We start from the raw sequence: 25,987 nt of genomic DNA, 5'->3' as shown, positions 1-25,987 counted from the left end.
TGTCTATATGCACATATCACTTAATTGCCCCTATAGGCAGTACTCCTACAACAGTCCATAAGCTCCGTAAGAATATTGCTCTGAAACGTCTTTACCTGTGGCCCGATACCATTAGATAGAATTGAAAACGCCAGAACGTCACCGCTTCTTGTCAACGCATAACCAGATAGCGCCCTTACATTATTTATATAACCTGTTTTGGCAAAGACCCTTCCCTCCAATACTGAGCTTTTAAATCTTTTTTTCAGAGTACCATCCACCCCTGCTATTGGAAGGGATTTAACAAAATCGGGACCTATGAGTTTATTTGTGTAGGCGTATTGCAGAACATCGGTCATCGTTTTTGGAGAGACACGGTTTAGGTTCGAGAGACCCGACCCGTCAACGATTCTGAAATCATTATCGACTCCAATGCCTACGAGAAAATCCGAAATCACCTGGGCGCCCGTCTCCCATGAACCCGGTGACCCTTTAAAATGAGCACCAAGGGTTTTAATTAAATTCTCACCGATGACATTAACACTCTCCTTGTTATATTCATTAACAACTAAAGCAAGCGGAATTGAATTATGAGTATATACTGGGTTGCCCCACTTAGGAACTATGCCTTTACTAACTGCACCGCTTACTTTTATACCCGAATCCTCAAGGGCCCTCTTAAATACACCACCCGTATAGAGAGTGGGGTCAACCACGGCTAGTTCTAAAGCCTGTGAAGTTCTGCGTGGGGAGATTCGTCCATTGAGAACTACGGCATTACTGCCGTCCACCCAGTGCGCCGATAGTCCACCCTTTCTGCTACTAGTAACAGCCTTGTTAAAGACCTGAATATACGAACCAGGTGGATCGAGCCTTATGTATGGTGTACCTCCGGACCTTGAAGGAGAAACGTGAATCTCGAATGTATTGTGATTTAAGGTTAACGCACTGATAGGAGGGCTAAATGCATCACCCCTCCATATCGACTTCCAGCCCTTCCCGAATCGAACCGTCTCAAAGTACGAATCATCGACTATAATTCCTCCCCTGATTTCTTTAATCCCCATCATCTTAATCTGATTCGCTATGAAAACCAGATTATCCCTTTCCAACGTTGGGTCTCCGTAACCCTTAACGTAGAGTCCTCCATGGAGGACCCCGTCAGAGACTTCACCGCCTGAATAAAACTCCGTTGTAAACCTGTAGTCCGGTTTCAGTAAAGATAGCGCCGCGACCGAAATTATTACCTTTTGATTTGAAGCGGGGATGAATAGTTTATCCGCATTAAACTCGAATATGCTTTCATTTGTTGTCAAGGATTTCACAACTACGCCGAGTTTTCCGTTACTCCTCGCCTCCTTTGGAATTAATATGAAAAGCCTATCCGAGTATCCGAGATTCGCTGAAAAGGCGATATGGCTGACAATAAGAACTAGAACAAGATGTAGGGATGTGAAAATGAATCTTCTCATCAAAATTTTATATGGAAGTCTCCACCCTCCAACTTCAGATTAAAAACTATATCAAGACCTCTTCATTTTATACCTGTTATTTTTAAATGTCCAGATATTTTTTTATTTTTTTTTATTTTGTTGACAAAGCTAATGTCTTATATCGCCAATAGCTTCTTCTTGTTATCATCGCAAGGAAACCTGAGCTAGGTCGAAGGGAACCAAGCAATCTCAAACACGGGAAGGGCAGGAGATTGCTTCAAGTTGCTTCACAAATTTCGCAATGACTTGAATGACGTTTATTGTTTTATCGGCCTTCCAAAAATTGCGTTAAGAAAATCAGAAACGAAGACGTTAAAAAAAATTTGCGGGTCGCGGTTGGATTAAATTTTTTAGTCGGAGTGTATGATTTTTAGCAAATTTTTGGACAGCCTTGATCTTTGCTTCTTTGTATCAAGACAAAGAAGGTAAAAAAGAAAAACAAATTAAGTAAGGCTAATCCTTTTTAGGATCTGTCCTCGAAATATCTGGCTTATACATTGATGACTAATGAGCCTCTGCCCAGCTCTTACCCACTCCTATATCTACCCTCAGAGGAACCTCAAGGGTAAAGGCACCCTCCATTTCCTCCTTTACCATCCTCGAAATTACATCCAGTTCGTCTTCATGAACCTCAAATAAAAGTTCATCATGAACCTGTAGAATCATGTTGGACTTATAGCCTGAAGCCAATTTGTCATGTATTTTCACCATAGCAATTTCCAAAATGTCTGCAGCAGAACCCTGAATCGGCGTGTTGATGGCTGTCCTTTCCCCGATACCTCGGACGGTCCTGTCGGTAGATCCCAGCTCTGGTATTGGCCTTCTCCTTCCAAGAATTGTTTCCGCATAGCCCCTATCTTGCGCAACTCTAACCGATTCGTCCATATATTTCTTTACACTGCTATAACGCTTAAAGTATTCATCCATATAGTTTTTTGCTATTGAAACCGAGGTGCCAAGCTGCCTCGCGAGCCCGAAGGCGCTTATTCCATAGATAATCCCGAAGTTGATATTCTTTGAAAGTCTTCTCATATCAGGGGTTACCATATCTTCAGGGACGCCAAAGATCTCAGAAGCAGTTCGATTGTGGATATCGCTTCCAGCTTTAAATGCATTCCGAAGCCCCTCATCACCAGAGAAATGCGCAAGGAGCCTCAGCTCTATTTGCGAATAATCTGCCGATAGAAGTATGAACCCCTCTTCGGGAACAAAGGCTTCCCTGATCCTCTTGCCTTCCTCGGATCTTATAGGAATGTTTTGCAGATTAGGATCGCTAGAACTGACCCTCCCCGTGGAGGTTCCCACCTGGTTGAAAGAGGTATGTATTCTTCCCGTTTCGGGGTTGATGAGCTTCGGCAACGCATCCACGTAGGTTGATTTAAGCTTTGAGAGCCCCCTGAATTCGAGTATTCTCTCGGGAACCGGATGCAGTCTGCTTAGGTCATTAAGCACATCGACATCGGTAGAAGGTTCGCCAGTCCTTGTGAGCTTTTTCTTGGGCAAAACCAGTTTACCAAATAATACCTCCCTTAACTGGATGGGAGAATTCAAGTTAAACTCATATCCAACCTGGGAGTATATGTCACTTGCCAGGCTTTCCAGTCCAGCTTGGAACTCCATAGATAATTCCTTTAAACGAGAGGAGTCTACTTTTACACCATTAATTTCCACCCTTGCGAGAACCTCAATTAACCTAAGATAAACTTCTTTGAAAACCTTTATCAGGTTAAGTTCTTGAAGTAATGGAACGAGTTTTTTGAAGAGTAACATAGCAACATCGGCATCCTCGCAGGCATACACCTTAGCCTTCTCCAACTCCACCTCTTCAAAATCAATCTTACTCCTTCCGGACCCTGTGAGGTCTTTATAGGTAATTGTGTTATGACCAAGGTAGATCTTCGCAAGCTCATCTAAGCTATAGCTCATCCTGGAAGAATCCAGTAGATGCGCCGCAATCATGGTATCACAGATGATTCCCCGAAGTCTTAATCCATATTTTTCGAGGACAATATAATCGTATTTCAGGTTCTGACCTATTTTATTGACTCTCTCATCTTCAACGATTGATTTCAGCCGTTCAAGAACATGATCAAGACTTAATTGTTGTCTGGAATCGACTAGAGACCTGTGAGCGACGGGTACATAGCAAGCCTCATGCGATGCAGTAGAAAGGGAAACCCCGACGATTTTAGCCCTCATAGGCTCCGGAGATGTAGTCTCAAGATCTATGGAGACCTCTCCCCCCTCTTTTATTCGATCAATTACTTTCGCCAGGTCATCGTCAGACAACACCAGACGATAGTTATCGTAATAAACTTCACTTTTGATATTATTATTCTTAGATTTTTCCACAGCAGAATTATCGATCTCGCCTAGTTCACGCAGTAAGGATTTGAACTCCAGCTCGTCAAAAAGCTTTCCAAGCCTGCCCTTATCAATACCTCGAAATCTAAAATCCTCGAGACTGAATTTTATGGGAACATCGGTTTTGATGGTTACAAGCCTTTTACTCAGCATTGCATTCTCTGTATTTTTTTCTATGAGCTCCTTTTGCCTCTTGCTCAGTTTATCAAGGTTATCAAATAAACCTTCTAAAGACCCATATTTACTGATCAGCTCCTTTGCAGTTTTTTCACCGATACCCTTCACACCCGGAATATTGTCAATAGAGTCTCCGGAAAGGGCAAAGACATCCGTTACCTTTTCAGGTGGAACACCAAATCTTTCGAGAACATCTTTATAACCAGTTTCTTTATTTCTCATAGTATCGATGAGTGTAACAGTCTCTGAAACAAGCTGGCTGAAGTCCTTATCTCCGGTAACGAGTACAACCCTTACGCCCTTATTCACCGAATCCCTTGTTATTGTTCCTATAAGATCGTCCGCTTCATAACCCTCTAGTTGAAACTTCGGTATGGCCAACGCATCGACCACCTCAAAAATCTTTGGAAACTGTTGCTTGAGATCATCAGGTGGCTCTTCCCTGTTGGCTTTGTAAAGCGGGTAGATTTCGTCCCTGAACGTCTTCCCCTTTGAATCAAAAACAATTCCGAGATACTCGGGCTCATAATCCTTTAGAAACCTGAAAATCATGTTTGTAAACCCGTATATAGCGTTTGTAGGAAATCCCTTTGAATTACTCAGTTTTCTGATGGCATGATATGCTCTAAATATGTAGGAGCTGCCATCGATAAGATATAGAACATTTTTATTCATGTCTTTACATTGTAGGGATTAACAAAAGTTGTGTCAAAATCCATACCAAGCTAATTCTTGATTCTTATCAGGTCGTTTGTAATGCAGCAGGGACTTTCCGGTCGCCACTTAACCAAAATACAAACTATGGCAGCTAGATTCCGCACCTCCACGAGAACCATGACTAATTAAGAATGAGTCCCCAAAAATGTTTGACATGAAAAACTATTTGTCATAGAATGGTATGTAGGGGTATGGCCTCTTTATGTAAACCAAGAACCCTCTTATGCATAAGACCGGATCAGATTTAAAAATTTACAAGTTTGGTTATCAAAAGTACTCCTCCAAGCTCAATTCACTTAAATTAATCAACTTACGGATACCAAAAGGAGTCGCAATTCACGGCTTTCACCTAAAATGATCGATGAGCTGAGCGCTCTTGAAAGGATCAGAGCGCGATTTCAAAAGGTATCTAATAGTGTTTTTCTTGGGATTGGTGACGATACAGCGGCGGTAAAAGTTCACCCTGAAAGACTACTTCTTGCAACTACTGACTCACAAGTCGAGGATGTGCATTTCATAAAAAAGCTTATCTCGGCTACTGATCTTGCCAGGAGATCTGTTGCCGTTTCGGTGAGTGATATTGGTGCGATGGGGGGAATAGCGAAATATTTCCTAGCATCTATGGGATTGTCAAGTCAAGAAGACGAAGCCTTTCTCGAAGAGTTAATGGATGGATTTGAGTCCGGAGCCAAGGAATTTGGGTTAGAGTTGGTAGGAGGTAACCTAAGTTCGTCAAATAAAATTTTCATAGATATAACTGTGCTCGGTGAAGTAGAGCCACAATTAATAGTGAAAAGAAACGGAGCGAAGCCGGGAGACTTCCTATACGTCAGCGGTACGCTGGGAGATTCCGCTTTGGGTCATAAGTTACTAGCGAGTAGCAAAATTGCAGAGTCCGATGAGTATTTAATAATGAGACATAAAAGACCTCAACCAAGGCTTAACCTCGGCCGAGAACTCGCAAAAAAAAGACTCGTCAGTTCTATGATCGACATAAGCGACGGTCTTATGCTTGACCTCGAACGAATATCTATCAGACAAGGTTTAGGTGCCACGATATACGTTGATCGCATACCACTGTCATCCAACTATAAGGAGCGAATCTCCGATTTTTCAAGGGACATTTATTCTATTGCACTCTCCGGAGGAGAAGACTATGAGCTCCTTTTTTCTTCCGCAGAAAATAAGAGAGAAGAAATAAAAAAGGTCTCTAAGAGACTTAATATAAAAATCACAGAAATCGGAAAAGTGACAGATAAGCCCCCAGTTAGAGTTTTAGATAGGTATGAAACAGAGTTAAAAGTTAGGAGAAAAGGTTTTATTCACTTTTTATAATTATTAGCCACAGAGAACACAGAGGACGATATAGATAATAATAAATTTCTTCTCATTTTGTTCTCAGTCTACTCTGTGGCAAATAAACTTTAAGTAATTAAAATGAGTGATTTACCCTTAAGCTATAGCCTTTTTCTAATGGTTATCTTTCTTATGCTATCAGGCTTTTTTTCTATGTCTGAGGGCTCGCTTTTTTCACTCGGAAGACATCAACGTGAGAAGCTTAAAAAGGAGGGTCGAAAGAGCGCAGTCCTTATAGAAAGGTTGCTTAGGGACCCCTACAATCTGATAATTACGATTCTTCTTGCAGATGAGGTAATAAACATTGCCTATGCGAGTATAGTAGCTTCAACCATAAGAAAAACGATACATAGTAGCTCCGAATCTGGTCTATCCGAGGAGTTAATTACATTAATATGTATTGGGATTTCGGCTCCAAGTCTTCTTCTTCTTGGAGAGATAGGTCCCAAGACCATTGGTGTAAAGTATCCCAGACTACTTTCAGGAATTGTTTCTTATCCACTAAACCTTTTTCATACGCTTATAACTCCAATTAGATGGATTATAATGTTTCTCTCAATAGGATTTACGTGGCTTCTTGCAGGGAAGATAGAATACAAACACGAAACCGGGTTTAGCTCGGATGAGGTAAAAGCATTGGTAGGGCTTGGAAGCGAAGAAGGGGTTGTAACAGATATAGAAAAAAAACTAGTAGCAAGTCTATTTAAACTGGAAGAGATCCCAGCTTACAAGATCATGACCCCAAGTATTGACAGTTTTTTTATCCCCGTAACCATGACTCCTGCCGATGCGATACATGAGGTCAAAAAAAGAGGGTTCTCAAGGATTCCTGTCTATAAAGGTGACAGAGATAATATAGTTGGAATACTGTATGCCAAAGATCTTCTACAAACATATCCTTCGGATGGAATCACAATTGAGAGCTTTATAAAAGTTCCTTATTTCATTCCCAGGACAAAAAGGGCATTTGATTTACTGCGAGAGTTTCAGCAAAAGAGAATGCACATAGCAGTAGTTGTAGATGAATATGGAAGAGTGGACGGCATTGTCACCATGGAGGATATCCTTGAAGAGCTGTTTGGTGAGATCGAGGATGAGAGAAGAGCTATCAGACAACCAATAACTATAAAGGAAGGTGAAGCGATTCTTATTCCTGGAAGTATGAGGAAAGATGAATTTAACGATACAGTTCTTTTTACAGTGCTGCGGTTTGGAGGACTTCATACTCTGGGCGCTGAACTTGAAAAATCAATCCTTCCTGCTGAAGAAGACCACGAAACAGTAGGAGGCTTTGTGTTTGATCTTTTTGGAAGGTTTCCCCATGAGGGAGAGCATGTTAATTATGGAAGTATATCCTTCACTATAAATAAGGTGTCTGGAAAAAGAATCTCTGAATTAAAAGTCCAAAGACTGAAAAAGGAGGAAATCAATGTCGCTTGAAGTAGTCGTTATAATAATAGCAACCTCCCTCATTCTTCAGGCTTTCTTTGCAGGTTCTGAGATTGCACTTGTTTCATGCGATAAAATAAAGATGAAAGCCCTTGCTGAGGAGGGCTCAAAGAGGGCAAAACTCGTACTTAAATCCTTCCAAGAGATCGAGCGTTTTATAAGCACAGCCCTGGTTGGGATAAACCTTGCCCTTGTCACAAGCACAGTAGTCCTGACCTTTTACATCCAAGATAAGTACCCAAATAAGGAATACTATGTGATACTAATTCTATCTCCTCTGATCGTTATCTTTGGCCAAGTTGTGCCTAAAGCTGTTTTTCAGAAAAGAGGTAGCACTATGGTCCTCTGGTCAACCTATCCTCTCTGGCTTGCATCGAGGATATTTTCACCAATTTTATATATGATTAACATTTTTGTGAGAGGCCTATTAAATCTTATCGGAAGTACAGAAAACCCATTCATAACAAGAGAGGAGCTCCTTCACGCAATTGAGGTAGATCAAATAACTCGCCAGGGTGGGTACAGGGAAAAGATCATAAAAAGAATATTCAGATTTTCCGAGACGAGGGTGGATGAGATTATGATTCCATTAATTCAGGTCTGTGCCCTAGATGAAGATGCACCGGTAAAAGAGGCTGTTAATATGATGAAAGAGACAGGGCACTCGAGAATTCCGACCTACCATGAAAGAATAGATAATATCACAGGCATGCTCCATGCATTCGATCTACTCGGTGCAAAACCAGATGATCATATAAAGAATTACTCGCGCACGCCCTTTTATATTCCAGAAGCAAAATCAGTAGACGCGCTTCTAGATGAAATGAAAAGGGGACATTCTGGAATTGCTGTGGTTGTTGACGAATATGGTGGAGCTGACGGAGTAATAACTCTCGAAGATATTCTTGAAGAAGTTGTTGGTGAGATTGAGGATGAATACGACAAAGGTATTAGGCTCTGGAGGAAAATCTCGGAAAGTGAATACCTAATAAACCCAAGGATTGAGATAGAGAAGGTAAATGAGGATTTGGGGCTTGGAATTCCAGAGGGAGAATACGATACACTGAGTGGTTTTCTTCTTACAGACGTTGGCTCTATCCCTAAAGTTGGCGACAAGGTTTCGCACAGAAACTACACTTTCATTGTCACGAAAGCCTCTTCTCGCCTAATTGAGGAAGTGAAATTAATAACTAAGAATAAAGGGTAATGATTGGATACAGCCTGATTTCCTGATATGATTCTAAGCATCCGTTATGTCAAGAAAAGCAAAAGTAGAAAGAAAAACATCTGAAGTTACTGTATCAGTAGACATCAACCTCGATGGAAAAGGCAAGTATGACATTGAAACTGGCATACCGTTTTTCAATCATATGCTATCACAGTTTGCAAAGCACGGTTATTTCGATCTAAAAATTAAAGCTAAGGGAGACATAGATATAGATTACCACCATACGGTTGAGGATGTCGGACTTGCTTTGGGCGAAGCACTCTTGAAAGCACTTGGAGACAAAAGAGGAATAGCCAGATTCGGAGAAGCTTTCGTTCCCTTCGATGAAACCCTTATTTTTGCCTCAGTTGACCTTAGCGGTAGACCTTTTTTCGTCCATAAGGTCCTGAGACAAAAGGGTAAAGTTGGTGATTTTGACGTTGAACTAGAAAAAGAGTTTTTTAAATCATTATCGAATAGTCTCATGTGCAATCTGCACATTGAATTAAAACACGGGGATAACATCCATCATATAATCGAAGCAGCCTTTAAGGCTGTAGGCCGGGCACTCGATCGAGCATCTATGATCGATGCACGCTCAAAAGGAATTCCTTCAACCAAGGGAAAACTTTGAGTGTTGGATATGAGCCACGAAGGTACGAAGACACGTAGTATAAAGCGAAATTCGATGACCAAGTTCCAAATTGCAGACAAATTACAAGCACCAAAAATCAATTTTCAAAGTTTGGAAATTGAAACTCGTTTGGAATTTGTCATTTGAGATTTGTAATTTGTTAAATTGGTGTCTTTGCGGCTAAAAAGCCGACGAAAAGTTAAATGATTGCGATAATCGATTATGGAATGGGAAATCTCAGAAGTGTCAGCAAGGGTTTCGAAAGCCTTGGATATTCAACGTCTGTAACTAGAAACCCCGAAGAGATTCTAAATTCAAGTGGTATTGTGCTTCCTGGGGTTGGCGCATTCGGTGATTGCGTTAGAAATCTTGGTGAATTTAGTCTAATAGAGCCAATTAAAAAATCCATAATAGAAGAAAAGCCTTTCCTGGGAATTTGTCTCGGACTGCAAGTCCTGTTTGAGGAAAGTGAGGAGTCACCAGGAATCACAGGACTGGGAATCTTCAATGGCAAGATTGTTAAATTCCCAAAATTCAACGACAAAAGGCTAAAAATACCTCACATGGGTTGGAATCAAGTCGAACTTGCTAAAGAAACACCTTTACTTAAAGGAATACCAAATAGGAGCTGGTTCTATTTTGTACACTCATACTATCCAGAGCCTGAAGATCAGGAAATTATCGTAGGGAGGACCACCTACGGTATAGATTTCACATGCGCCGTGAGTAAGGGAAACATCTTTGCTTGCCAATTCCACCCCGAAAAGAGTAGTAATCTGGGACTCAGGATTCTAAGTAACTTTGCACTCTTGTGTAAAGAGAAAAAAAGATTGTAAGGTTGTAAAAAATACCTTGCCACAAAGGCACGAAGGCACAAACAATAAAGCAAATTTCAAGCACCAAATATCTATCGTTTATGATCTTGAAATTGAAAATTGTTTGTAATTCGTGAATTAAGATTTGGAATTTATCTTTCATCTCTGTGGCTAATGAGTTGGCAAGAGTTTTTAATCATAAATTGCCTTATATGCCCCATAGCTCCTTAAAATCCTTCTTATATAGTTTCTAGTCTCCCTGAAGGGAATTTCCTCGACAAACTCATCTTTTGGAAGATTTGGAAACGTGATTAGCCAATCTTCAGCCCTATTAGGCCCTGCATTATAACTAGCAAGGGCCAGATGAATATCGCCATTAAACATGCTCAACACCTTCTTAAAATAATAAATACCCAATTCAATATTTACCCTGGGGATATTCAGCATCTCTGTATTAAAACCATTCAAACCAACTTCCCTCGCAGTTAAGCTCGCCGTTGCTGGAAGCAGCTGCATCAATCCGATCGCGTTGGCAGGAGATCGAACATCCTTTTGAAATCTGCTCTCCTCCCTCATTATTGAATAGACTATGTATTCATCCACATTATATTTTTTTGCATAGGCCTTTACAATCTCGCTATACGCCCGCGGATAGGAAAGGCTAATCGCAAAGGGTGAATTTAAGCCCTCAGCTACTTTAACAGAGTTATAAAAATCGTTAACTCTGGCATAAAGAAGACTCACCTGGATAAGGTCTTTATCGGTATTCGATTGCTTGAGTATTCCGTCTATTTCTAACGAAGCGTCGTCAAACATTTCCAGCTCAGCTAATAAATCGACCTTAAGTCTCTTCGAATCACTATTGTCCGATTGAGCATAAGCCTCTGGGGCGAAACTTCGTAAGCTGGGTTTTTGTCCCGTCTTAATTTGTGCAAGGTAAGAATGATAAGAAGGGGCTTGAGACGTTGCTAGCTCATCATAAATGGCAAAGGCTTCTGCTTTTTTCCCTTGTTTTTCTAGAACTTTAGCCTTCCAATATTTATTATTTGTAGAATTGAAAGATACCGAAGAATTTGTGAAGGCGGAAAAGGTAGACAGCGCTTGATTTAACTTTCCCTGGCTGTAATATATCCATCCAAGATTCCAGGCACCATCCTCGGCAAACTCACTATTAGGATATTTTCTTATAAGCTCATCAAATATATTTATAGCTTTATCTATGTTGTCGTTTATCTGATAGAGCCTAGCAGCATTATATAGACCCTCCGGAGCTAATGGACTACTCGGATAAGTTAGATGAATTGTCCTATAGAGTTCAGATGCCTCTCCATCACGACCTTGCTTAGCCCTAATTTTTGCTCTCCAATACAGGGATTCCGGCGAATCGATCTGCCCCAATAGATTCAAAGCTTCATTTAGCCTACCAATATGAAACATAGCAATTCCCATTTTAGTCTTAACATCGCTTGTTTTTGTAACCTTATTAAAATCCTCAAGCGAAGAGCTCCACATTGAGCTATCAAACAATATCTCAGCCCTTTTTAGATAATCTGATTCACTAACTGTAAATGGAATCCCCCGGGTACTACCTATGTAAATTGCATTGTTGTATGCGACATCCTCAAAAATACTATCCGGATACTCTACCCACAGCGATTTATATACACTGGTAGCTTCCATATACTTACCCTGACTCTGCAAAGAGCTCCCCAATTTACTTAAAAATAAGGCCTTATCCTCTCGATCCGTCTCCTCATCGTATAAGGTACTAAATACATTCGCAGCTTTATCATAATTACCGGTCTCAAGGTAGATATCTCCAAGACCTGTCAAAGCCCTTTCCCTGACCCCCGTCGAGGGAAAGGAACTTATGATTTGATTAAGAAGTTTCTCGGCGCCCTGCGAATTCCTTAAACCCTTTTGTCCAATGGCTTGATAATATAGAATGTAATCGGATATGAGTGACAATTCATTTTCGAGACCATCAAGCACTGATATTCCCTCTTGAAATCTTCCTAAATTTATCAAGCAGTATCCTCTTTTGTATCTCTCCTTGGGACTATTACTCATCTGTTGATTAGCCAAATAAGTGCAATTTATTTCTGCTTGAGATGTTTGGGTAAAAAATACTAAGGTTATTAAAATCAAAACAATGGAGAAGAGAGTTTTCGAGGCGATATGTATTTCAAAATTAATAAGTTCTTCGATCTTTAAGAACAATTTCTCCATAGTTTATGTCCTGCCAATTTTAGGATCTAGCATATCTCTTATCCCTTCACCGAAAAGATTAAATGAAAATGCTGTTATGAAAATAGCAACACTAGGGAAGACAATGAGATGAGGAAACGTCCTGATTCCCTGCCAACCAGTGCTGGCGAGCGTGCCCCAGCTCGACTCCGGTGGAGAAATCCCTAGCCCAAGGAAGCTTAATGTAGATTCAGCCAATATGGCATACGGAACAGAAAAAGTAACCGTAATAATTAGTGGACTCAATATATTCGGGAAGATATGAACCGTTAGTATTCTCGAGGGAGATGCACCGAGACTTCGAGCCGACTCTATAAAATCCACTGTCTTAAGTTGCATGACCGTGCCCCTAACAATTCTTGCAACTCTCATCCAAGCGGTAAGTCCAAGAGCTATTACAATACCCAATACCCCCCTTCCTATCACCAAAGTAATAAGTACAATAAGCAGGAGATCCGGAAGCGAATAGAATACATCTACTATCCTCATCATTACCTCGTCAAGCTTTCCCCCCACGTAACCGGAAATAGCCCCATAGATCGTACCGATAAAAAACGCAACGAATGCAGTCCCAAGAGCAACAAAGATAGAAACCCTCGCCCCGTAAATGACCCTGCTCAAAAGATCCCTCCCCTCTTCATCGGTTCCCATGAGATGCTTTTCACTGGGAGATTTTAAAAGGTTATTAAAATCTGCATCATAATACGCGTAAGGTGTTATATAAGGAGCAGCTACAGCTACGCCTATAATGGTGATTATAATTATAGCGGTCGTAATTACCTGTACCTTTAATAACATAACGATCAAGAGACTATATTACTCAATTCCACTACACAAATTAAAACAGTTGCCGTAAAATGGCCAGTCCAGATAGACTATAACTCGATTTCTAGCATTAGTTATCGATAATTTGACTCGTGGTAAAAAAATTTCCTAACCATTGAATTGAATGCGATTGACATTAATTTAGATCTTTTTTTTGCCTTTGTTTCTCTTAGAGTACGTTGCTCTTACTACCGTTTTTATTCCACCCCTCACATTAAAGTCACCAATTACTTCGGCTCTCAAAGGTTTGCAGGCACCCACGAGATCATCGAGTATCTTATTTGTCACATGCTCGTGAAACTCTCCCACGTTTCTGTAAGAGTGTATATAGAGCTTAAGAGACTTAAGCTCTACACAAAGTTTGTCAGGTACATACTTGATTCTTATAACAGCAAAGTCAGGCTGTCCCGTCCTTGGGCATATCGAAGTGAATTCGGGACATGTTATATCAATCTCATACTCCCTTCCCGAATATTGGTTTTTGAATGTTTCAAGTATTTCGCTGCCCATAATTTAATCTGACGAATCAGATGCTATGAATGAACCGTAAGATCAATCTGATAAGCCCCCTTGATCTTTTTTACCCTGTTGTCACTATAGCCCTGTGAAATATAGGTAAGTCCTTTCTTAGCCGCCTCCTTTATTTCCTTCGAGACTTGCTTTTTGAGCTCCTCTTTAGTTTTAGCCCTAACAGTGATAATTTTTGCAGGCATATGATATTAAATCCTCCTATTTGGGAATTTTACGCCTAGACAAAATTATTTTATGTATTATATACAAATATGCAATAGAATAGATCACTAGACTAGATCTTGACTGAAATGATGATTTTATAAATACTAAGGACCTTCAACTGGGGGATCGTCTAACGGCAGGACGATGGGCTCTGGACCCATAAGTCTAGGTTCGAATCCTAGTCCCCCAGCCATTTTTACTAATAAATATTTTTTCAATTTTTCGCAAAAATTTCGTTAGTATCAGTATTTTTAAATAATGACAAAGTTAGCAAATATCGTCGAGTTCTTAAATAACTATCTGAAAATAGATGACATAAAAGACACATGCTGGAATGGGCTTCAACTCGAGGGCAAATCAGAAGTAAAGAAAATTGCCTTTGCGGTTGATGCAAGCATAGAAACATTTAAAATAGCCATAGAGAAACAAGCCGATTTAATTGTTGTACATCATGGACATTTTTGGCACACACAAAACCCTTCAATAACCGGTTGGGCAAGAGAAAGGATAGATATTCTGTATAAACACCAGATGTCGCTATATGCCTGCCACCTACCTTTGGACAGACATAGGATAGTCGGAAACAATGCTCGGCTGTTGAAATTGCTTGGAGTAACGATCAACAGTGAATTCTTGTTACATGGGGGTAAAAATATCGGTTGGATTGGTATGACTAAAAGAGCAGTCTCATTGAAACAAATCGGGCGGAAACTAAACACCGAATTGAATACAAATTGTATTGTGCTTCCGTTTGGAAAGGAGAAAGTCAAAACTATTGCCGTTTGTAGTGGCGGTGGAGGATATGGAGGTTTTTACGAAGCATTGAATTCAGGTGTCGATCTATATATTACTGGCGATGCAATCGAAGTCTATTATACGGCACAGGATTCTAAAATGAACGTAATCTTTGCAGGCCACCACGCCACAGAGACCTTAGGATTAAAGGCCCTGGCAGAAGTTGTTAAGCGGAAATTTAGAATCCACTGCATGTTTATAGATTTGCCGACAGGGCTCTAGAGCTTTTTGTAATTTATTTCCTCAATCTTATACCTTCTTTAACCACCCGATAAAGACATCATTACCTTCAATCTTAACATTGTAGGCCGAAACAGAATGGCCTCCTGGGTGGTCGGGTAAGCCAGTCCTGACATCGAATGTCCAACCGTGCCAGGGGCATGATACAACATAACCGTTCAATTTTCCTTCTCCGAGAGGTCCCCCCATGTGGGGACATATATAGTTAATGGCAAAAAAATCTCCGTTAACATTGAACAGTGCAATCGGCTTTTCCAATGGGCCCATGACGAGTTTCCCGCATCCAGAGGGGAGTTCGTCAACCGTTGCTACCTTTACATAACCGGGCCTTCCCATTTTCGGATCCACCTAAATTAATAATTCAATATTAGGTATCTACAATTAGCCAGACACTCAAATGACGTGTGTTTAAAAAGAATAATAAAGATAAGGTCATAAGCGAATTCATATTCTATTGAACAGGTAATGTCAGATGTATATTCCCCTCACGACTCAGAAACCTCATGATAGCACCCTTGCCATCTTCTAAGACAGATTCCCCGTCTCCCACAAGAACGGTATCATAGTCATAATCAAGCAATATGCGTATCGACTCCTTTGCCATCTGTGAATCTTTATACTTTTCCTTTGGAAGCATCGAAAATTCCCCTTTTGGCCAGCCAATGATCGCATCCCCAATAAAAAGAACCCCTTTCCCTCTAGAAAGAAGAAGTGCTGATTCTCCCGGGGATTTATTATTAGGAATGTTTATTACCATAAGATCCCCAGGCAAAGTATCTCTATCGCGAAATGTCTGATCAGGAGAGGATTTAAGAAATGTAGAATCCATTTCGTTGATACAAATCTTTGCCGCATTTCTATCTCTGAATTCATAGGCCATCCTCTCATGATCCTTGTTTGTTAAGATAATGTATTTCGGTGTTCCAAGCTCGAGAATATCGTCGAGTTCCTCCTCGCTCAAAAACGCAGGATCAATGACTACCAAACCATTCTCTCCCTTTAACGCATAACCATTGAAGTTATATCCATGCTTTGGAGATAACCAAGACCATGTATAAATGCCTGGATAGATTTCTTTCATATAAGCGATTTATTTTTTGATAACATGATTCAACCAAATAGTATAGCTATTCTTCCAAAAGAAGTATAAACTAATAACCGACACTTTTTCAAAAATCCTATTTTTCCGTTACTTACATCCAAACCACCGTTCTATAACTGTGAATCCAATCACAAACAACTTCTCGAAGCAATTGACAAAATATGCTTCAGGTCTTACAATAATTTGGGTTGTTTTATTGAACTGGGGTGAATTAAATGAGTAGTGATATAGTTAAAATATTTGATACTACACTTAGAGACGGAGAGCAAGCCCCTGGATGTGGAATGACCGTAGAGGAAAAACTCAGGGTTGCTTACCAATTAGAAAAACTTGGGGTAGACATTATCGAAGCGGGATTCCCCATCTCGTCGGAGGGTGATTTTCAATCAGTAAAGCTTATTGCCGATAAAATCAGGGGCTGTGAAATTGCGGGCCTCTGTAGGGCCAATTTTAATGATATTGATAGAGGTTGGGAAGCAATAAAAGGAGCCGAATATCCGCGGATTCATACCTTTATCGCGACCTCCGATATTCATCTCAAGCACAAACTCAGAAAAGACAAGGAAGAGGTTCTGGAAATAATCAGTGCCGCCGTTAAGCACGCTAAGCGATATACGGACAACGTTGAATTCTCAACCGAAGATGCCACTAGAACGGAGCTCGATTACCTTTGCCGGTCCGTGGATATAGCCATAAGAGCCGGTGCTACGACTATTAATATCCCAGATACGGTCGGATATACAGTTCCAGAGGAGTTCTCACATATAATAAGAACATTGAAAGAGAAGGTTCCTGGCCTCGACAAGGTAACATTGAGCGTCCATTGCCACGACGATCTGGGACTGGCTGTCGCAAACTCAATTGCGGCAATTAAGGAAGGTGCGAGGCAGGTCGAATGCACGATTAATGGGCTTGGCGAACGGGCAGGAAATGCATCGCTTGAAGAAATCGTTATGGCGCTTAAGGTACGAAGTGACAGGCATCCCTATAAGACCAGAATTGTCACGGAACAGATCTACCCAACAAGCAGAATAGTATCACAGGTCACAGGGGTAAGTGTTCCGCCAAATAAAGCGATAGTGGGAGCCAATGCTTTTGCACATGAAGCAGGGATACATCAAGACGGGGTCCTAAAGGAAAGAATTACTTATGAAATCATGAAGGCCGAGGAAATTGGTATTCCCTCAAATAAAATAATCCTTGGAAAGCACTCGGGCAGACATGCATTCAGAAAAAGGCTCGAAGAGTATGGCTATTTTCTAAGCGAAAAGGATTTTCTCACTGCATTTAAAAAGTTTAAAGACCTCGCAGACAAGAAGAAGTTTGTTTTTGACGAGGATATTGAGGCACTTATCAGTGAGGAATTTGTCCGTTCTTCGGATTACTATAAGCTCATCACTGCTAATTTTTCAGGTGGGACCGATATGAATCCAGTCGCAACCGTTAAGCTCGATGTAGAAGGAGAGGAGGTAACAGTATCCGAGAGTGGTGGAGGTCCAGTAGATGCGGCTTATAAGGCCATTTCCAAGGCAACTGGTATGAATCCCAATCTTGAACACTACATGGTAGCTTCAATTACTGGCGGTACAGACGCGCAAGGCGAAGTTACCGTAAGAATCGAGGAGGATGGAATTTTCTCTCAGGGTCAAGGTTCGAGTACTGACATTGTGGTTGCTAGCGCAAAGGCTTATATAAATGCTCTCAATAAGCTCAGATGGAGAAAGGATCACCCTAAAAAAGCAACAACAACTGGACTTTAGCCTCTTGAAATTGTACCATAACTTGTTTGGACAAGAGGCATAGCATAACTTTCTTATATATAGGATTTTTTCGATTGACAGTTGAGCTATTGAAACAAGTAAAACAGGTAAATTGAATTCGGATTAAACAAAGCTATGGCATTTCCATCTGAAAAAATAGCAAGTTTTATAAGGGCTGAATATCCACTTATCTACCTTGTTAGTTGGGAAGAAGAACGTGTCGAGGAGTCGCTGAGACTGCTTTCGAAGGAGTCGTTCCGTGATGATTACAATGTATACTCCTGGTCCTGTACCAACGGGTTTAGTGGCGAGAATGGAGAATCAGAAGGAATCAACGACGCCTTGAGTGCTTTGAAAAAAGTTCAAGAGACCAATGAAAAGGGATTCTTTCTTTTTAAAGACCTTCACTTTTTTCTTAAGGACCCAAAGATAATAAGAGAATTGAAAGACCTGCACCAAACCTTGAAAAGTAGCTCTAAAACCCTATTCATCGTCTCACCCTCTGTAGTCCTTCCCGCTGAACTAGAAAGGGAAATGACCATATTCGAAATTGGACTTCCAGATTCAGATGATGCCAGGATAATATTTGACGAAGTGACAAGTCCACTTAAAGATAAAAGCCATCAAAATCACTATACCCCCGAGTTCAGGGAAAAATGCGTTCACGCTTTGCAGGGTCTTGCATCTTCCGAAATGAAATTTGCTCTAAAGAGGATTCTGCTGGATGGAGAAGAAAGAAGTGAAGAAGAGATTGTTACATCCCTCATGGATGAGAAGGCTCTCTTAATAAATAGAATCGGAACACTGGAATACATCAGAGGTAGAGTAGGCTTGGATGACATTGGCGGACTTGAAAATCTTAAGGAATGGCTAAAAACCAGGGCATTAGCATTTGCCCCCGATGCCAGGCAATACGGCCTTGACATGCCAAAGGGATTACTGATAATGGGAATTAGCGGTTGTGGTAAGAGCTTATGTGCTAAGGCTGTCGCTTCTGTTTGGAATTTACCGCTATTGAGGCTCGATCTAAATCAACTTTATAGCGGCATATTTGGAACACCCGAAGAAGCCTTTCGAAACACAATAAAGACCGTTGAGACAATTTCTCCCTGTGTGCTATGGATAGACGAGATTGAGGCCGGGATCACAAGAAGCGGAGAAAAGACAAGCGATAGTCCCGCATCGAGGATATTCGGCTCTTTCCTTACCTGGATGCAGGAAAAGAAATACCCCGTATTTATAGCTGCCACTGCAAATCAAATCGACTTGCTACCGCCAGAGATCTTGAGAAAGGGCAGGTTTGATGAGATCTTCTTCGTATCCCTACCATCAAAAAAAGCACGAAAAGAGATATTCCGAATTCATCTTGTCAACCGCCATAAGGATCCCGACTCTTTCGATATAGATTCCCTTGCCAAGAACACTGAAGGACTTTCCGGTTCAGAGATTGAACAGGTTGTGGTCTCTGCCCTTTTTGAAGCCTATTCAAAACAAAAGGAATTGGATGAGAGAGAACTCATAATCGCAGCATCTTCTATAGTTCCACTCTCTACAACCATGCGTGAAGAGATTTCCAGATTAGAGAGATGGGCATCAGATCGAGCAGTAGCAGCATCAAAGTGAGCTTTTACAAAGAAGGGCGAAATCATTTCACTGGGAACATGGTGATATGAATCAATCTCAGATGTTTTCTCGTCGATAATTACGATATAAATACTTTATCAAAGATAATCAGTGGTATTAAAAAGAAAAGTGGGAATGACCTAAAGGGTTTAGAAACATTCCCACTATCTTAAAGGAGGATGGAGGATGATTTAAGTTTTCAAATTAAGTCTGAATATTAATATAAAGCAATTTACTTAAGTTGTCAAGTAGTTTTTTAATTTCTTTAATTAATTTACTTTCGGTTAGTATTTTTTAGCAATTTTGGATAAAATTTCAAGTTAGTTATATCTAATTTATACAAAAACCGAATGATTTTGGTATAAAAAGTGGGGATGTAGCTCAGTTTGGGAGAGCGCCGCCTTCGCAAGGCGGAGGTCGGGGGTTCGAATCCCCTCATCTCCACCAATAAAATCAGGGGGTTACGTCCTATCGCCTCCTCATCAATTTCAATGGGCTACAGATTTGGCTACAAACTTTCTTGAGTTATTATAGTTTTCAAGATAAATATCTGAGCCTCACAAAGCAAGAAGCTAAGAAAAATGCAATACAAAAACTAGATACCAACTTATTTCGAAATAAATAAAAAACTCACAATGATCGAAATTAATTAAAAGTTCTTTGCTGCGTTTCGAGCTTAATAAATCAAAGCCCCTTTGGGAAATATAATCTCCAAGTATCGTCGTAGGCCTTATTTCTGATCTGATAGTCAAGATAAAAGTCAAAGTTGATACCTTCATTCCTAAGTAGATCTAACTGTTGTTTCTCGAAACCTGCACGTTCCATCACGAATCCTATAGACTGATGATATGGGTATGCATAGTCTAGTCGCTTTAAAATTTGAACAATTTTCTTTGTGGAAAGGACTTTTCGAGCACGTCGATAAGCTTCTACTATCTCAATTACCCCTCCGGAGTAGCTAGGTCTTACGACAATGTCTACCAATGTTCTCTCGAGGTTTGTAGCTCGAAGATGCTCTCCAGTGTCAATTTTTATATTGATGACTCCAAAATCCCCAGTTTGTTTTCCATTCAAAAGTATAAAACGCGAATCTTTCCACGCCCAGATATAATTAGATTGACGAGCGGCTTTTTTGAATGCTCGGTCTATACCCGCTTGGGTTAATTCGTTTGAACTGTTCTTTGCAGACTGTTCCTTGTTTACAATTATTGTCTCGGGGGGCTGCTCAGTCAGACCATGCAAAAACAATGCACTGATATGAGATAGATAACTCCTCGAACGTAGTGATAATGCAATAGAGAATGATGAGGGTGACTTATAGGTGTAGCGGATAAACTCTTTTCTTCTCGAATTTGCTTTGCCCACATATCTTATGTTGGTTTTATTAATCATATTTCTACTTATTACTTCAGCTAGAAATTTATTATAGCTAAGTCGAGAGGGAAGGATCTTTCGTCTCCTAAGATTATCAAAAAGGGGTTCGAGCTCTACGCAGCTAAATACCTTTGGCGGAATTTCCCGTAGGTAAATTCGAAACTCGGAAGCCCAATCTTTTTGAGTTCGCTTCATTTTCTTTACAATAGTGTGTTGTATGATGGTAAGGTATATATACAAACCATCATACAACACACTATTGTAACATAATTCATCACTCCGCGAGATTAGAGACAGAGTTAGGTATATATACACAACTCTGTCTCTAATTCAACTCACAACCTCAATCCCATCAGTTAAAACACTCAGTGCATGATCAGGAAATACTTGTTTCCTGTCAGAAAAATGGTATCTTTTTTCTGACAGAATAATAAGCTTAAAATTATGCAATCCATTGAAAATAAAGTAATAAGCAGGATTTATGGCAATGGTAGGGGTTGGGCGTTTTTCAAAAATGATTTTGCCGATTTGGGGAATGCAAATACCATTGATAAGGTTTTGAGTCGCTTATTAGATAAAGGTCACATTCGCAGGGTTATACGTGGTATATACGATTACCCAAAATACAGCAAATTATTAGAGCAAGATTTAAGCCCAGACGTTGATCAAGTGGCACAGGTTTTCGCCCGGAAATTTGGATGGAAAATTCAGATTTCAGGTAATGCGGCGTTGAACGTGTTAGGTCTATCAACACAGGTTCCTACTAAATATCTTTACTACACTGATGGTAAGAGTAAGGTGTATCAGATTGGCAATATTGAACTGGAATTTAAGAAAACAACCTTAAAAGATATAGGTCTGAAATACCCAGAGAGTGAATTAGTGGTTCAAGCGATTAAAGCATTAGGTAATAAAACACTGACCAAACAACAAAGGCAAACCATATTCAATTATTTTCGTTCCGAAAAACACGGGCGTATTTTGAAAGATACAAAATACACAACAAGCTGGGTCTATGAAATTATTAAAGCTATATTTAAAAATAAGGAATGAAGAAAGTAGCTACTTTTAACAAAAACGAGCGTGAAGAACTTTTTCTTGAAACAGCTGCACGTAAAGGGATGCAAGGAGCAGCGATAGAAAAAGACTTTTGGATCTGCTGGGCATTAATGAAGCTCTTCGAGGATGACGACCTAAAAGAGTTGTTTAGGTTTAAAGGTGGAACAACTCTCTCAAAGTGCTTCCAAGTAATTGATCGTTTTTCAGAAGATATAGATTTGGTATTAGATTGGTCGGTGTTGACCGATGAGGATCCATACGAAGGCCGAAGCAACACACAACAAGATATTTTCAACAAGAAATTAAACAAATTAGCGGAGGACTATATCGGCAGAGACTTGTTGCCCATTTTGAATGGTTTAATGCAACCGCCGTGCGACGCAAGAGTGGATTCATACGATGGGCAAACAGTTATTATCCAATATCCCAAACTTTTTTCTGGTACATACTTGCGGCCAGAAATACGATTAGAAATTGGGCCCATCAGTTCAATGGTTCCGTGCTCTAAATACTCGATACGGCCTTATGCAGCAGAGGTATTTCCAGAAAAATTTGAAAATTCGTTTGCTAACGTCGTTTCTATCGTTCCTGAAAGAACATTTTGGGAGAAAGTAACAATACTGCATGTTGAGGCACACAGGCCAGCTGGAAAGTCACATCCAGCTCGTTATTCGAGGCATTATTATGATGTTTATAAAATGTTGGATACAGATATTGAGATGAAGGGATTAAAGAATTTGAAGTTGTTGGATGATGTTGTGAATTTTAAAAAACGTTTTTATTACAGTAATTGGGCAAAATATGATCTGGCAACCCCTAGAACAATAAAGCTAATACCCGACGAATCAAGGCTTAAGTCATTGATGGAAGATTACGAAGCGATGGAGGAAATGATTTTCGGTGCATATCCCACGTTCGATCATATTATCGATAAATTAAGAGCGTTCCAAAAAAAACTGAATGAATTGAAATAAAAATTAATTGGATGTCTATATAGTATTCGTTGGAGCACGTCTCTTAGACACGTATACGGACGCCTTAATTATTTTTCCGTTAATAAAACCTCCCCTAATAATCTATAACTTTCCTAAATCATAAGAATAAATAAAGCGGGCGAGGCAGGATTCGTACCCGCAACCTCTGGCTTTGGAGCGAAACACGGGTAAGTCCGCATCTTAAGTTGACTAATAATGCTTAACAAACATGTCTACGGATTCTTGCCATTTGTCTTATTCCGCACTTTTTTTGTTAAAGCAATTGATTCAACGGCCCTTCTCTTATACGCCGGTATTGAGCGTGAATAATGCTTTTTTATAACTATAGATTTTTGTCCTAAGAGTTCCTGAACTGCTATCAGATCAACTCCATTCATCGCAAGCGTTTATGCAAATATATAGGTCTGATTTTGAAAGCAGTACTTCTATCGATTATTTCAAATAATTCTTTTCGATTGGCTAAAGCGAGTTTCTAGTTTTTCCAGAATTTCGACTGCTCCCTTCAAACTTTCTTCGGGTTGGCTATATCTTTCGGTCATCCTAATTGTAGAATGACCTAGTAGTTTCGAAACAGTATGAAGTGGAACCCCAGCTTCTACTAATCTTGTTGCACAAGTATGCCTTAGGTCATGGAATCTCAAGCCTTTGATATTAGACCTCTCACAAGCTCCGTGAAAAGCTCTGCTTAACGAATCATGTCTCACGTAAGGGTTACCATTGGAATTTAAAAAGACATATTCGCTACCACCACTTTCTAATCTTAGCTAAAGGTACCGCTAGATTGTACTGCTCCCCATTAAGAACCTAGTACAAACAAGATACTACACAACACAAAAATCTCATAGAGTTAAAAAATGAAGTCGCAAGGATTAAAGATGGAGTCTAGGCTAGTGTATAATAGTAGGAATTAATACCTACAGACCTGAGAACCCAAAGTTGAACCATATAGCCACAAAACTCTTCATCTTATTGATTCTATTTTCTACGCTTGCCAAAGCTCAAGAATCGGACCCCACCATTTCAATGATTCAGCATCCAGAGTGGTACATCAAAGTTACTGACTGGTCTTACTTTGCAGCGTTGAGGGTAGCGATGATTAGTAACGTTACGATTGAGAACACAGCTGATATACCTTATAAAGATATTGAAATAAAACTCAACTATTACTCCACTTCATATGGCAATGCTGGCGAACAAGTAAGCAGTACAACTGGTGTCCTTCCCATCACAATCCCTCCTCGCAGTAAGGAAACCTATCTCAAAAGTGGAATGCCTCTTGGCATGGGAGCAATGAGTTACCAAACAAAATACGTCCAAGTTCTAGGGGCGGTTCCCGTAGTGAAGAATTCCGTACGTAGTTTCACTAACACAAAAAAGCCCAAATTGACTCCCTAGAGGTTAGCCTAACTTGGAGGCTTGACAAAAGGGTAGCAGTACAAAATCCCCAACCCACCTTTATAAAACCGACGGATACTTTCATACATTTTCGCCCTAAAAGGATTACATTATTTTTCCTATTGAATCCTTATCCCTTTTGTGTCACGATAATCAAATAAGTCCCGATCCCGAAAGGAATGTAATGAATTTAACATTTATAATGCTAAGTACGTTTAAAAACCTCAGTGAGTTCAATTCAAACAATAATATCACCAACTTTAAAACAGCATCAAGCCATCTTAGGAGAACCCGATGATTAAAAACTTATTTACCCTAATTATTTTAGTCAATCTTCTGATATTTACAGGTTGTGACGAGACCGACGATGTTGTGAATGATATTGTGGATTCTGGGCCAAGAAAATACGTTGCAGTCGGTGATAGTCTTACCACGGGAGTCCAATCAAATGGATTAGTAATAGATTTTCAGCAGCACAGCTTCCCTTTTTTCATTGCACAGCAGCTTGGAGTTGGTGATTTCGAACAGCCTTTGATTGGTAGACCGGGCATAGGTGCAAATCCCGGAAAGACACCCCTGATGTTTAGAAATGGTGAAATCGTAGAAGACGATTTACAGCTCGAAGATATTTTCGATTTGGCAATAAATCCGCTGTTGCCAAGACCATACGACAACTTGGGAATTCCGGGTGATGCCCTTTTTGACATCGATGATGATGCAAGAATTGATGATCTGCGTTTCTTAATTTTACGAGGAATGGGTTCACAGCTAGATCAGGCTATCGATTTAGATCCTGAGATCATTTCGTTTTGGATTGGAGGTAATGATGTTATAAGTGCTGCATTACACGGGGGTGACCTGAATAGGATTACACCCGAACAAGAGTTCGATGCTGAGTATAGAGACTCACTGTCAAAATTACGAAACAACACATCCGCGTCGATAGTGGTTGCTAATATTCCCGATGTTGTAGATATTCCTTTCATTAACTTTTTCGATAGGATTTTCACAACCATTCCGGCCTTGGGAATTAACACCCCTGTCCCGGTATTGTATGATCAGAATTTTCAGCCTATCGATTTCGGGGATGGTCTATTTATTCCTATTCTGACCGATGAGAGCGATGTGGTTCATCTATTACTTTCATCCCGCAGGCCGTATGAAAATAATGGGGTTGGAATTCCAGATGCGAATGCACTTATTGACCTAGGATTTACAATGGATGATGCCGAGCAGTTAGTTATTGAAATTCAAGATAATGGCTTAGTTCCCTCCGGCATGCCCTTTAATGGTGAGTTTACATTGACAGTTTCGGAGGACGAAACTATTCAAAATACTGTCGCTGAGTTTAATGAATCAATCTCTAATATTGCATTCGAATTGAATGTGCCGGTAGTTGATGCTAATGATTTACTATTCAAGATTAACAACCAAGGTGTTGATGGTTTTACAGGAGAATTCGTACTGATCGACAATGTGAATACTGCGTTCAGTCTTGATGGAGTCCATCCAAATAATGCCGGATATGCATTAATAGCTAACGAATTCATAAAGGTCATGAATACCTCTTTTGGCATGAATATCATGCTTATAGACACCGGTCAGTTTAGAGGTCAGTATGCCAACTGATTTAATTATCGTTACAT

21 protein-coding genes, 2 tRNA genes and 1 pseudogene are annotated in these 25,987 nt (G+C 40.1%); 14 read left to right on the top strand and 10 right to left on the bottom strand.

Features of this window, described 5'->3' with window-relative positions; translation table 11 throughout:
* Positions 1 to 20: 20 nt before the first annotated feature.
* Together dacB and polA are read right to left on the bottom strand one after the other, a co-directional pair.
* Positions 21 to 1,451, bottom strand: a complete 1,431-nt coding sequence (gene dacB / locus VGA95_07730) for a D-alanyl-D-alanine carboxypeptidase/D-alanyl-D-alanine-endopeptidase (protein HEX9666433.1) — start codon at positions 1,449 to 1,451, stop codon at positions 21 to 23.
* 525 nt (positions 1,452 to 1,976) lie between these two features.
* On the bottom strand, positions 1,977 to 4,688 hold the full coding sequence (gene polA, locus VGA95_07725) for a DNA polymerase I (GenBank protein ID HEX9666432.1): 2,712 nt from the start codon (positions 4,686 to 4,688) through the stop codon (positions 1,977 to 1,979).
* Between the two features lie 396 nt (positions 4,689 to 5,084).
* Here polA and thiL point away from each other — a divergent pair, with 396 nt between their 5' ends.
* The 5 genes from thiL to hisH all read left to right on the top strand — a co-directional run bounded on the left by thiL (position 5,085) and on the right by hisH (position 10,212).
* Complete coding sequence (gene thiL / locus VGA95_07720) at positions 5,085 to 6,065, top strand: thiamine-phosphate kinase (protein HEX9666431.1); 981 nt, start codon at positions 5,085 to 5,087, stop codon at positions 6,063 to 6,065.
* Between the two features lie 102 nt (positions 6,066 to 6,167).
* A complete protein-coding gene (locus tag VGA95_07715; GenBank protein HEX9666430.1) occupies positions 6,168 to 7,526 on the top strand; it encodes a hemolysin family protein in 1,359 nt (452 codons plus the stop codon).
* Positions 7,516 to 8,742 carry a hemolysin family protein gene (locus VGA95_07710; protein ID HEX9666429.1) on the top strand — a complete coding sequence of 409 codons (1,227 nt, stop codon included), beginning with the start codon at positions 7,516 to 7,518 and terminating at the stop codon, positions 8,740 to 8,742. The genes VGA95_07715 and VGA95_07710 overlap by 11 nt, the downstream gene beginning before the upstream one ends.
* A 46-nt stretch (positions 8,743 to 8,788) precedes the next feature.
* Positions 8,789 to 9,376: an imidazoleglycerol-phosphate dehydratase HisB gene (gene hisB / locus VGA95_07705; GenBank protein ID HEX9666428.1), complete on the top strand. Its 588-nt coding sequence runs from the start codon at positions 8,789 to 8,791 to the stop codon at positions 9,374 to 9,376.
* A gap of 203 nt (positions 9,377 to 9,579) precedes the next feature.
* Positions 9,580 to 10,212 carry an imidazole glycerol phosphate synthase subunit HisH gene (gene hisH / locus VGA95_07700; protein ID HEX9666427.1) on the top strand — a complete coding sequence of 211 codons (633 nt, stop codon included), beginning with the start codon at positions 9,580 to 9,582 and terminating at the stop codon, positions 10,210 to 10,212.
* A gap of 171 nt (positions 10,213 to 10,383) precedes the next feature.
* Here the strand turns inward: hisH and VGA95_07695 are convergent, their stop codons facing one another.
* From VGA95_07695 to VGA95_07680, 4 genes are all read right to left on the bottom strand, one after another.
* The gene (locus tag VGA95_07695; GenBank protein ID HEX9666426.1) at positions 10,384 to 12,420 is read right to left on the bottom strand and encodes a tetratricopeptide repeat protein; all 2,037 of its coding nucleotides are present in this window, start codon (positions 12,418 to 12,420) and stop codon (positions 10,384 to 10,386) included.
* Positions 12,421 to 12,423: 3 nt separating this feature from the next.
* The gene (locus tag VGA95_07690) at positions 12,424 to 13,236 is read right to left on the bottom strand and encodes an ABC transporter permease (protein ID HEX9666425.1); all 813 of its coding nucleotides are present in this window, start codon (positions 13,234 to 13,236) and stop codon (positions 12,424 to 12,426) included.
* Positions 13,237 to 13,404: 168 nt separating this feature from the next.
* Positions 13,405 to 13,773 carry a preQ(1) synthase gene (gene queF, locus VGA95_07685; protein ID HEX9666424.1) on the bottom strand — a complete coding sequence of 123 codons (369 nt, stop codon included), beginning with the start codon at positions 13,771 to 13,773 and terminating at the stop codon, positions 13,405 to 13,407.
* 23 nt (positions 13,774 to 13,796) lie between these two features.
* The gene (locus tag VGA95_07680; protein ID HEX9666423.1) at positions 13,797 to 13,976 is read right to left on the bottom strand and encodes a hypothetical protein; all 180 of its coding nucleotides are present in this window, start codon (positions 13,974 to 13,976) and stop codon (positions 13,797 to 13,799) included.
* 141 nt (positions 13,977 to 14,117) lie between these two features.
* Between VGA95_07680 and VGA95_07675 the strand changes: the two genes are divergently transcribed.
* Positions 14,118 to 14,191: transfer RNA gene (locus tag VGA95_07675), tRNA-Gln, on the top strand.
* A gap of 65 nt (positions 14,192 to 14,256) precedes the next feature.
* Positions 14,257 to 15,015 carry a Nif3-like dinuclear metal center hexameric protein gene (locus VGA95_07670; GenBank protein HEX9666422.1) on the top strand — a complete coding sequence of 253 codons (759 nt, stop codon included), beginning with the start codon at positions 14,257 to 14,259 and terminating at the stop codon, positions 15,013 to 15,015.
* Between the two features lie 27 nt (positions 15,016 to 15,042).
* On the opposite strand, the gene VGA95_07665 is transcribed toward VGA95_07670, so the two are convergent.
* Together VGA95_07665 and VGA95_07660 are read right to left on the bottom strand one after the other, a co-directional pair.
* Positions 15,043 to 15,369 carry a Rieske 2Fe-2S domain-containing protein gene (locus VGA95_07665; GenBank protein HEX9666421.1) on the bottom strand — a complete coding sequence of 109 codons (327 nt, stop codon included), beginning with the start codon at positions 15,367 to 15,369 and terminating at the stop codon, positions 15,043 to 15,045.
* A gap of 115 nt (positions 15,370 to 15,484) precedes the next feature.
* Positions 15,485 to 16,114, bottom strand: a complete 630-nt coding sequence (locus tag VGA95_07660) for a hypothetical protein (GenBank protein ID HEX9666420.1) — start codon at positions 16,112 to 16,114, stop codon at positions 15,485 to 15,487.
* A gap of 236 nt (positions 16,115 to 16,350) precedes the next feature.
* Between VGA95_07660 and VGA95_07655 the strand changes: the two genes are divergently transcribed.
* The 3 genes from VGA95_07655 to VGA95_07645 all read left to right on the top strand — a co-directional run bounded on the left by VGA95_07655 (position 16,351) and on the right by VGA95_07645 (position 19,965).
* The gene (locus VGA95_07655; protein HEX9666419.1) at positions 16,351 to 17,895 is read left to right on the top strand and encodes a 2-isopropylmalate synthase; all 1,545 of its coding nucleotides are present in this window, start codon (positions 16,351 to 16,353) and stop codon (positions 17,893 to 17,895) included.
* Between the two features lie 135 nt (positions 17,896 to 18,030).
* Positions 18,031 to 19,518: an AAA family ATPase gene (locus tag VGA95_07650; GenBank protein HEX9666418.1), complete on the top strand. Its 1,488-nt coding sequence runs from the start codon at positions 18,031 to 18,033 to the stop codon at positions 19,516 to 19,518.
* A gap of 370 nt (positions 19,519 to 19,888) precedes the next feature.
* Positions 19,889 to 19,965 (top strand) — tRNA-Ala (locus tag VGA95_07645).
* A gap of 237 nt (positions 19,966 to 20,202) precedes the next feature.
* Here VGA95_07645 and VGA95_07640 read toward each other — a convergent pair.
* Positions 20,203 to 21,087, bottom strand: a complete 885-nt coding sequence (locus VGA95_07640; protein HEX9666417.1) for a hypothetical protein — start codon at positions 21,085 to 21,087, stop codon at positions 20,203 to 20,205.
* A gap of 249 nt (positions 21,088 to 21,336) precedes the next feature.
* On the opposite strand from VGA95_07640, the gene VGA95_07635 reads away from it, so the two are divergent.
* Together VGA95_07635 and VGA95_07630 are read left to right on the top strand one after the other, a co-directional pair.
* Positions 21,337 to 21,945 (top strand): DUF6088 family protein, encoded by a 609-nt coding sequence (locus VGA95_07635; GenBank protein HEX9666416.1) that lies wholly within the window; start codon positions 21,337 to 21,339, stop codon positions 21,943 to 21,945.
* Positions 21,942 to 22,925 (top strand): nucleotidyl transferase AbiEii/AbiGii toxin family protein, encoded by a 984-nt coding sequence (locus tag VGA95_07630; protein HEX9666415.1) that lies wholly within the window; start codon positions 21,942 to 21,944, stop codon positions 22,923 to 22,925. Before VGA95_07635 ends, VGA95_07630 begins: the two co-directional genes overlap by 4 nt.
* Positions 22,926 to 23,383: 458 nt before the next feature.
* Here the strand turns inward: VGA95_07630 and VGA95_07625 are convergent.
* A pseudogene (locus VGA95_07625) lies at positions 23,384 to 23,686 on the bottom strand (tyrosine-type recombinase/integrase).
* 196 nt (positions 23,687 to 23,882) lie between these two features.
* Here VGA95_07625 and VGA95_07620 point away from each other — a divergent pair.
* Together VGA95_07620 and VGA95_07615 are read left to right on the top strand one after the other, a co-directional pair.
* Positions 23,883 to 24,341: a hypothetical protein gene (locus tag VGA95_07620; protein HEX9666414.1), complete on the top strand. Its 459-nt coding sequence runs from the start codon at positions 23,883 to 23,885 to the stop codon at positions 24,339 to 24,341.
* 294 nt (positions 24,342 to 24,635) lie between these two features.
* Entirely contained in the window at positions 24,636 to 25,970 is a 1,335-nt protein-coding gene (locus VGA95_07615; GenBank protein ID HEX9666413.1) for an SGNH/GDSL hydrolase family protein, read from the top strand.
* The last annotated feature ends 17 nt before the right edge of the window (positions 25,971 to 25,987 follow it).

The organism is Thermodesulfobacteriota bacterium (assembly GCA_036397855.1).
Taxonomy (GTDB): Bacteria; Desulfobacterota_D; UBA1144; order Nemesobacterales; family CSP1-2; genus DASWID01.
This window is presented reverse-complemented; position numbering and strand designations above follow the sequence as displayed.

Bases quoted from the DNA above. Each gene is read 5' to 3' on its own strand.
- dacB (HEX9666433.1), bottom strand. From the start codon at position 1,451: ATGAGAAGATTCATTTTCACATCCCTACATCTTGTTCTAGTTCTTATT.
- polA (HEX9666432.1), bottom strand. From the start codon at position 4,688: ATGAATAAAAATGTTCTATATCTTATCGATGGCAGCTCCTACATATTT.
- thiL (HEX9666431.1), top strand. From the start codon at position 5,085: ATGATCGATGAGCTGAGCGCTCTTGAAAGGATCAGAGCGCGATTTCAA.
- VGA95_07715 (HEX9666430.1), top strand. From the start codon at position 6,168: ATGAGTGATTTACCCTTAAGCTATAGCCTTTTTCTAATGGTTATCTTT.
- VGA95_07710 (HEX9666429.1), top strand. From the start codon at position 7,516: ATGTCGCTTGAAGTAGTCGTTATAATAATAGCAACCTCCCTCATTCTT.
- hisB (HEX9666428.1), top strand. From the start codon at position 8,789: ATGTCAAGAAAAGCAAAAGTAGAAAGAAAAACATCTGAAGTTACTGTA.
- hisH (HEX9666427.1), top strand. From the start codon at position 9,580: ATGATTGCGATAATCGATTATGGAATGGGAAATCTCAGAAGTGTCAGC.
- VGA95_07695 (HEX9666426.1), bottom strand. From the start codon at position 12,420: ATGGAGAAATTGTTCTTAAAGATCGAAGAACTTATTAATTTTGAAATA.
- VGA95_07690 (HEX9666425.1), bottom strand. From the start codon at position 13,236: ATGTTATTAAAGGTACAGGTAATTACGACCGCTATAATTATAATCACC.
- queF (HEX9666424.1), bottom strand. From the start codon at position 13,773: ATGGGCAGCGAAATACTTGAAACATTCAAAAACCAATATTCGGGAAGG.
- VGA95_07680 (HEX9666423.1), bottom strand. From the start codon at position 13,976: ATGCCTGCAAAAATTATCACTGTTAGGGCTAAAACTAAAGAGGAGCTC.
- VGA95_07670 (HEX9666422.1), top strand. From the start codon at position 14,257: ATGACAAAGTTAGCAAATATCGTCGAGTTCTTAAATAACTATCTGAAA.
- VGA95_07665 (HEX9666421.1), bottom strand. From the start codon at position 15,369: ATGGGAAGGCCCGGTTATGTAAAGGTAGCAACGGTTGACGAACTCCCC.
- VGA95_07660 (HEX9666420.1), bottom strand. From the start codon at position 16,114: ATGAAAGAAATCTATCCAGGCATTTATACATGGTCTTGGTTATCTCCA.
- VGA95_07655 (HEX9666419.1), top strand. From the start codon at position 16,351: ATGAGTAGTGATATAGTTAAAATATTTGATACTACACTTAGAGACGGA.
- VGA95_07650 (HEX9666418.1), top strand. From the start codon at position 18,031: ATGGCATTTCCATCTGAAAAAATAGCAAGTTTTATAAGGGCTGAATAT.
- VGA95_07640 (HEX9666417.1), bottom strand. From the start codon at position 21,087: ATGAAGCGAACTCAAAAAGATTGGGCTTCCGAGTTTCGAATTTACCTA.
- VGA95_07635 (HEX9666416.1), top strand. From the start codon at position 21,337: ATGCAATCCATTGAAAATAAAGTAATAAGCAGGATTTATGGCAATGGT.
- VGA95_07630 (HEX9666415.1), top strand. From the start codon at position 21,942: ATGAAGAAAGTAGCTACTTTTAACAAAAACGAGCGTGAAGAACTTTTT.
- VGA95_07615 (HEX9666413.1), top strand. From the start codon at position 24,636: ATGATTAAAAACTTATTTACCCTAATTATTTTAGTCAATCTTCTGATA.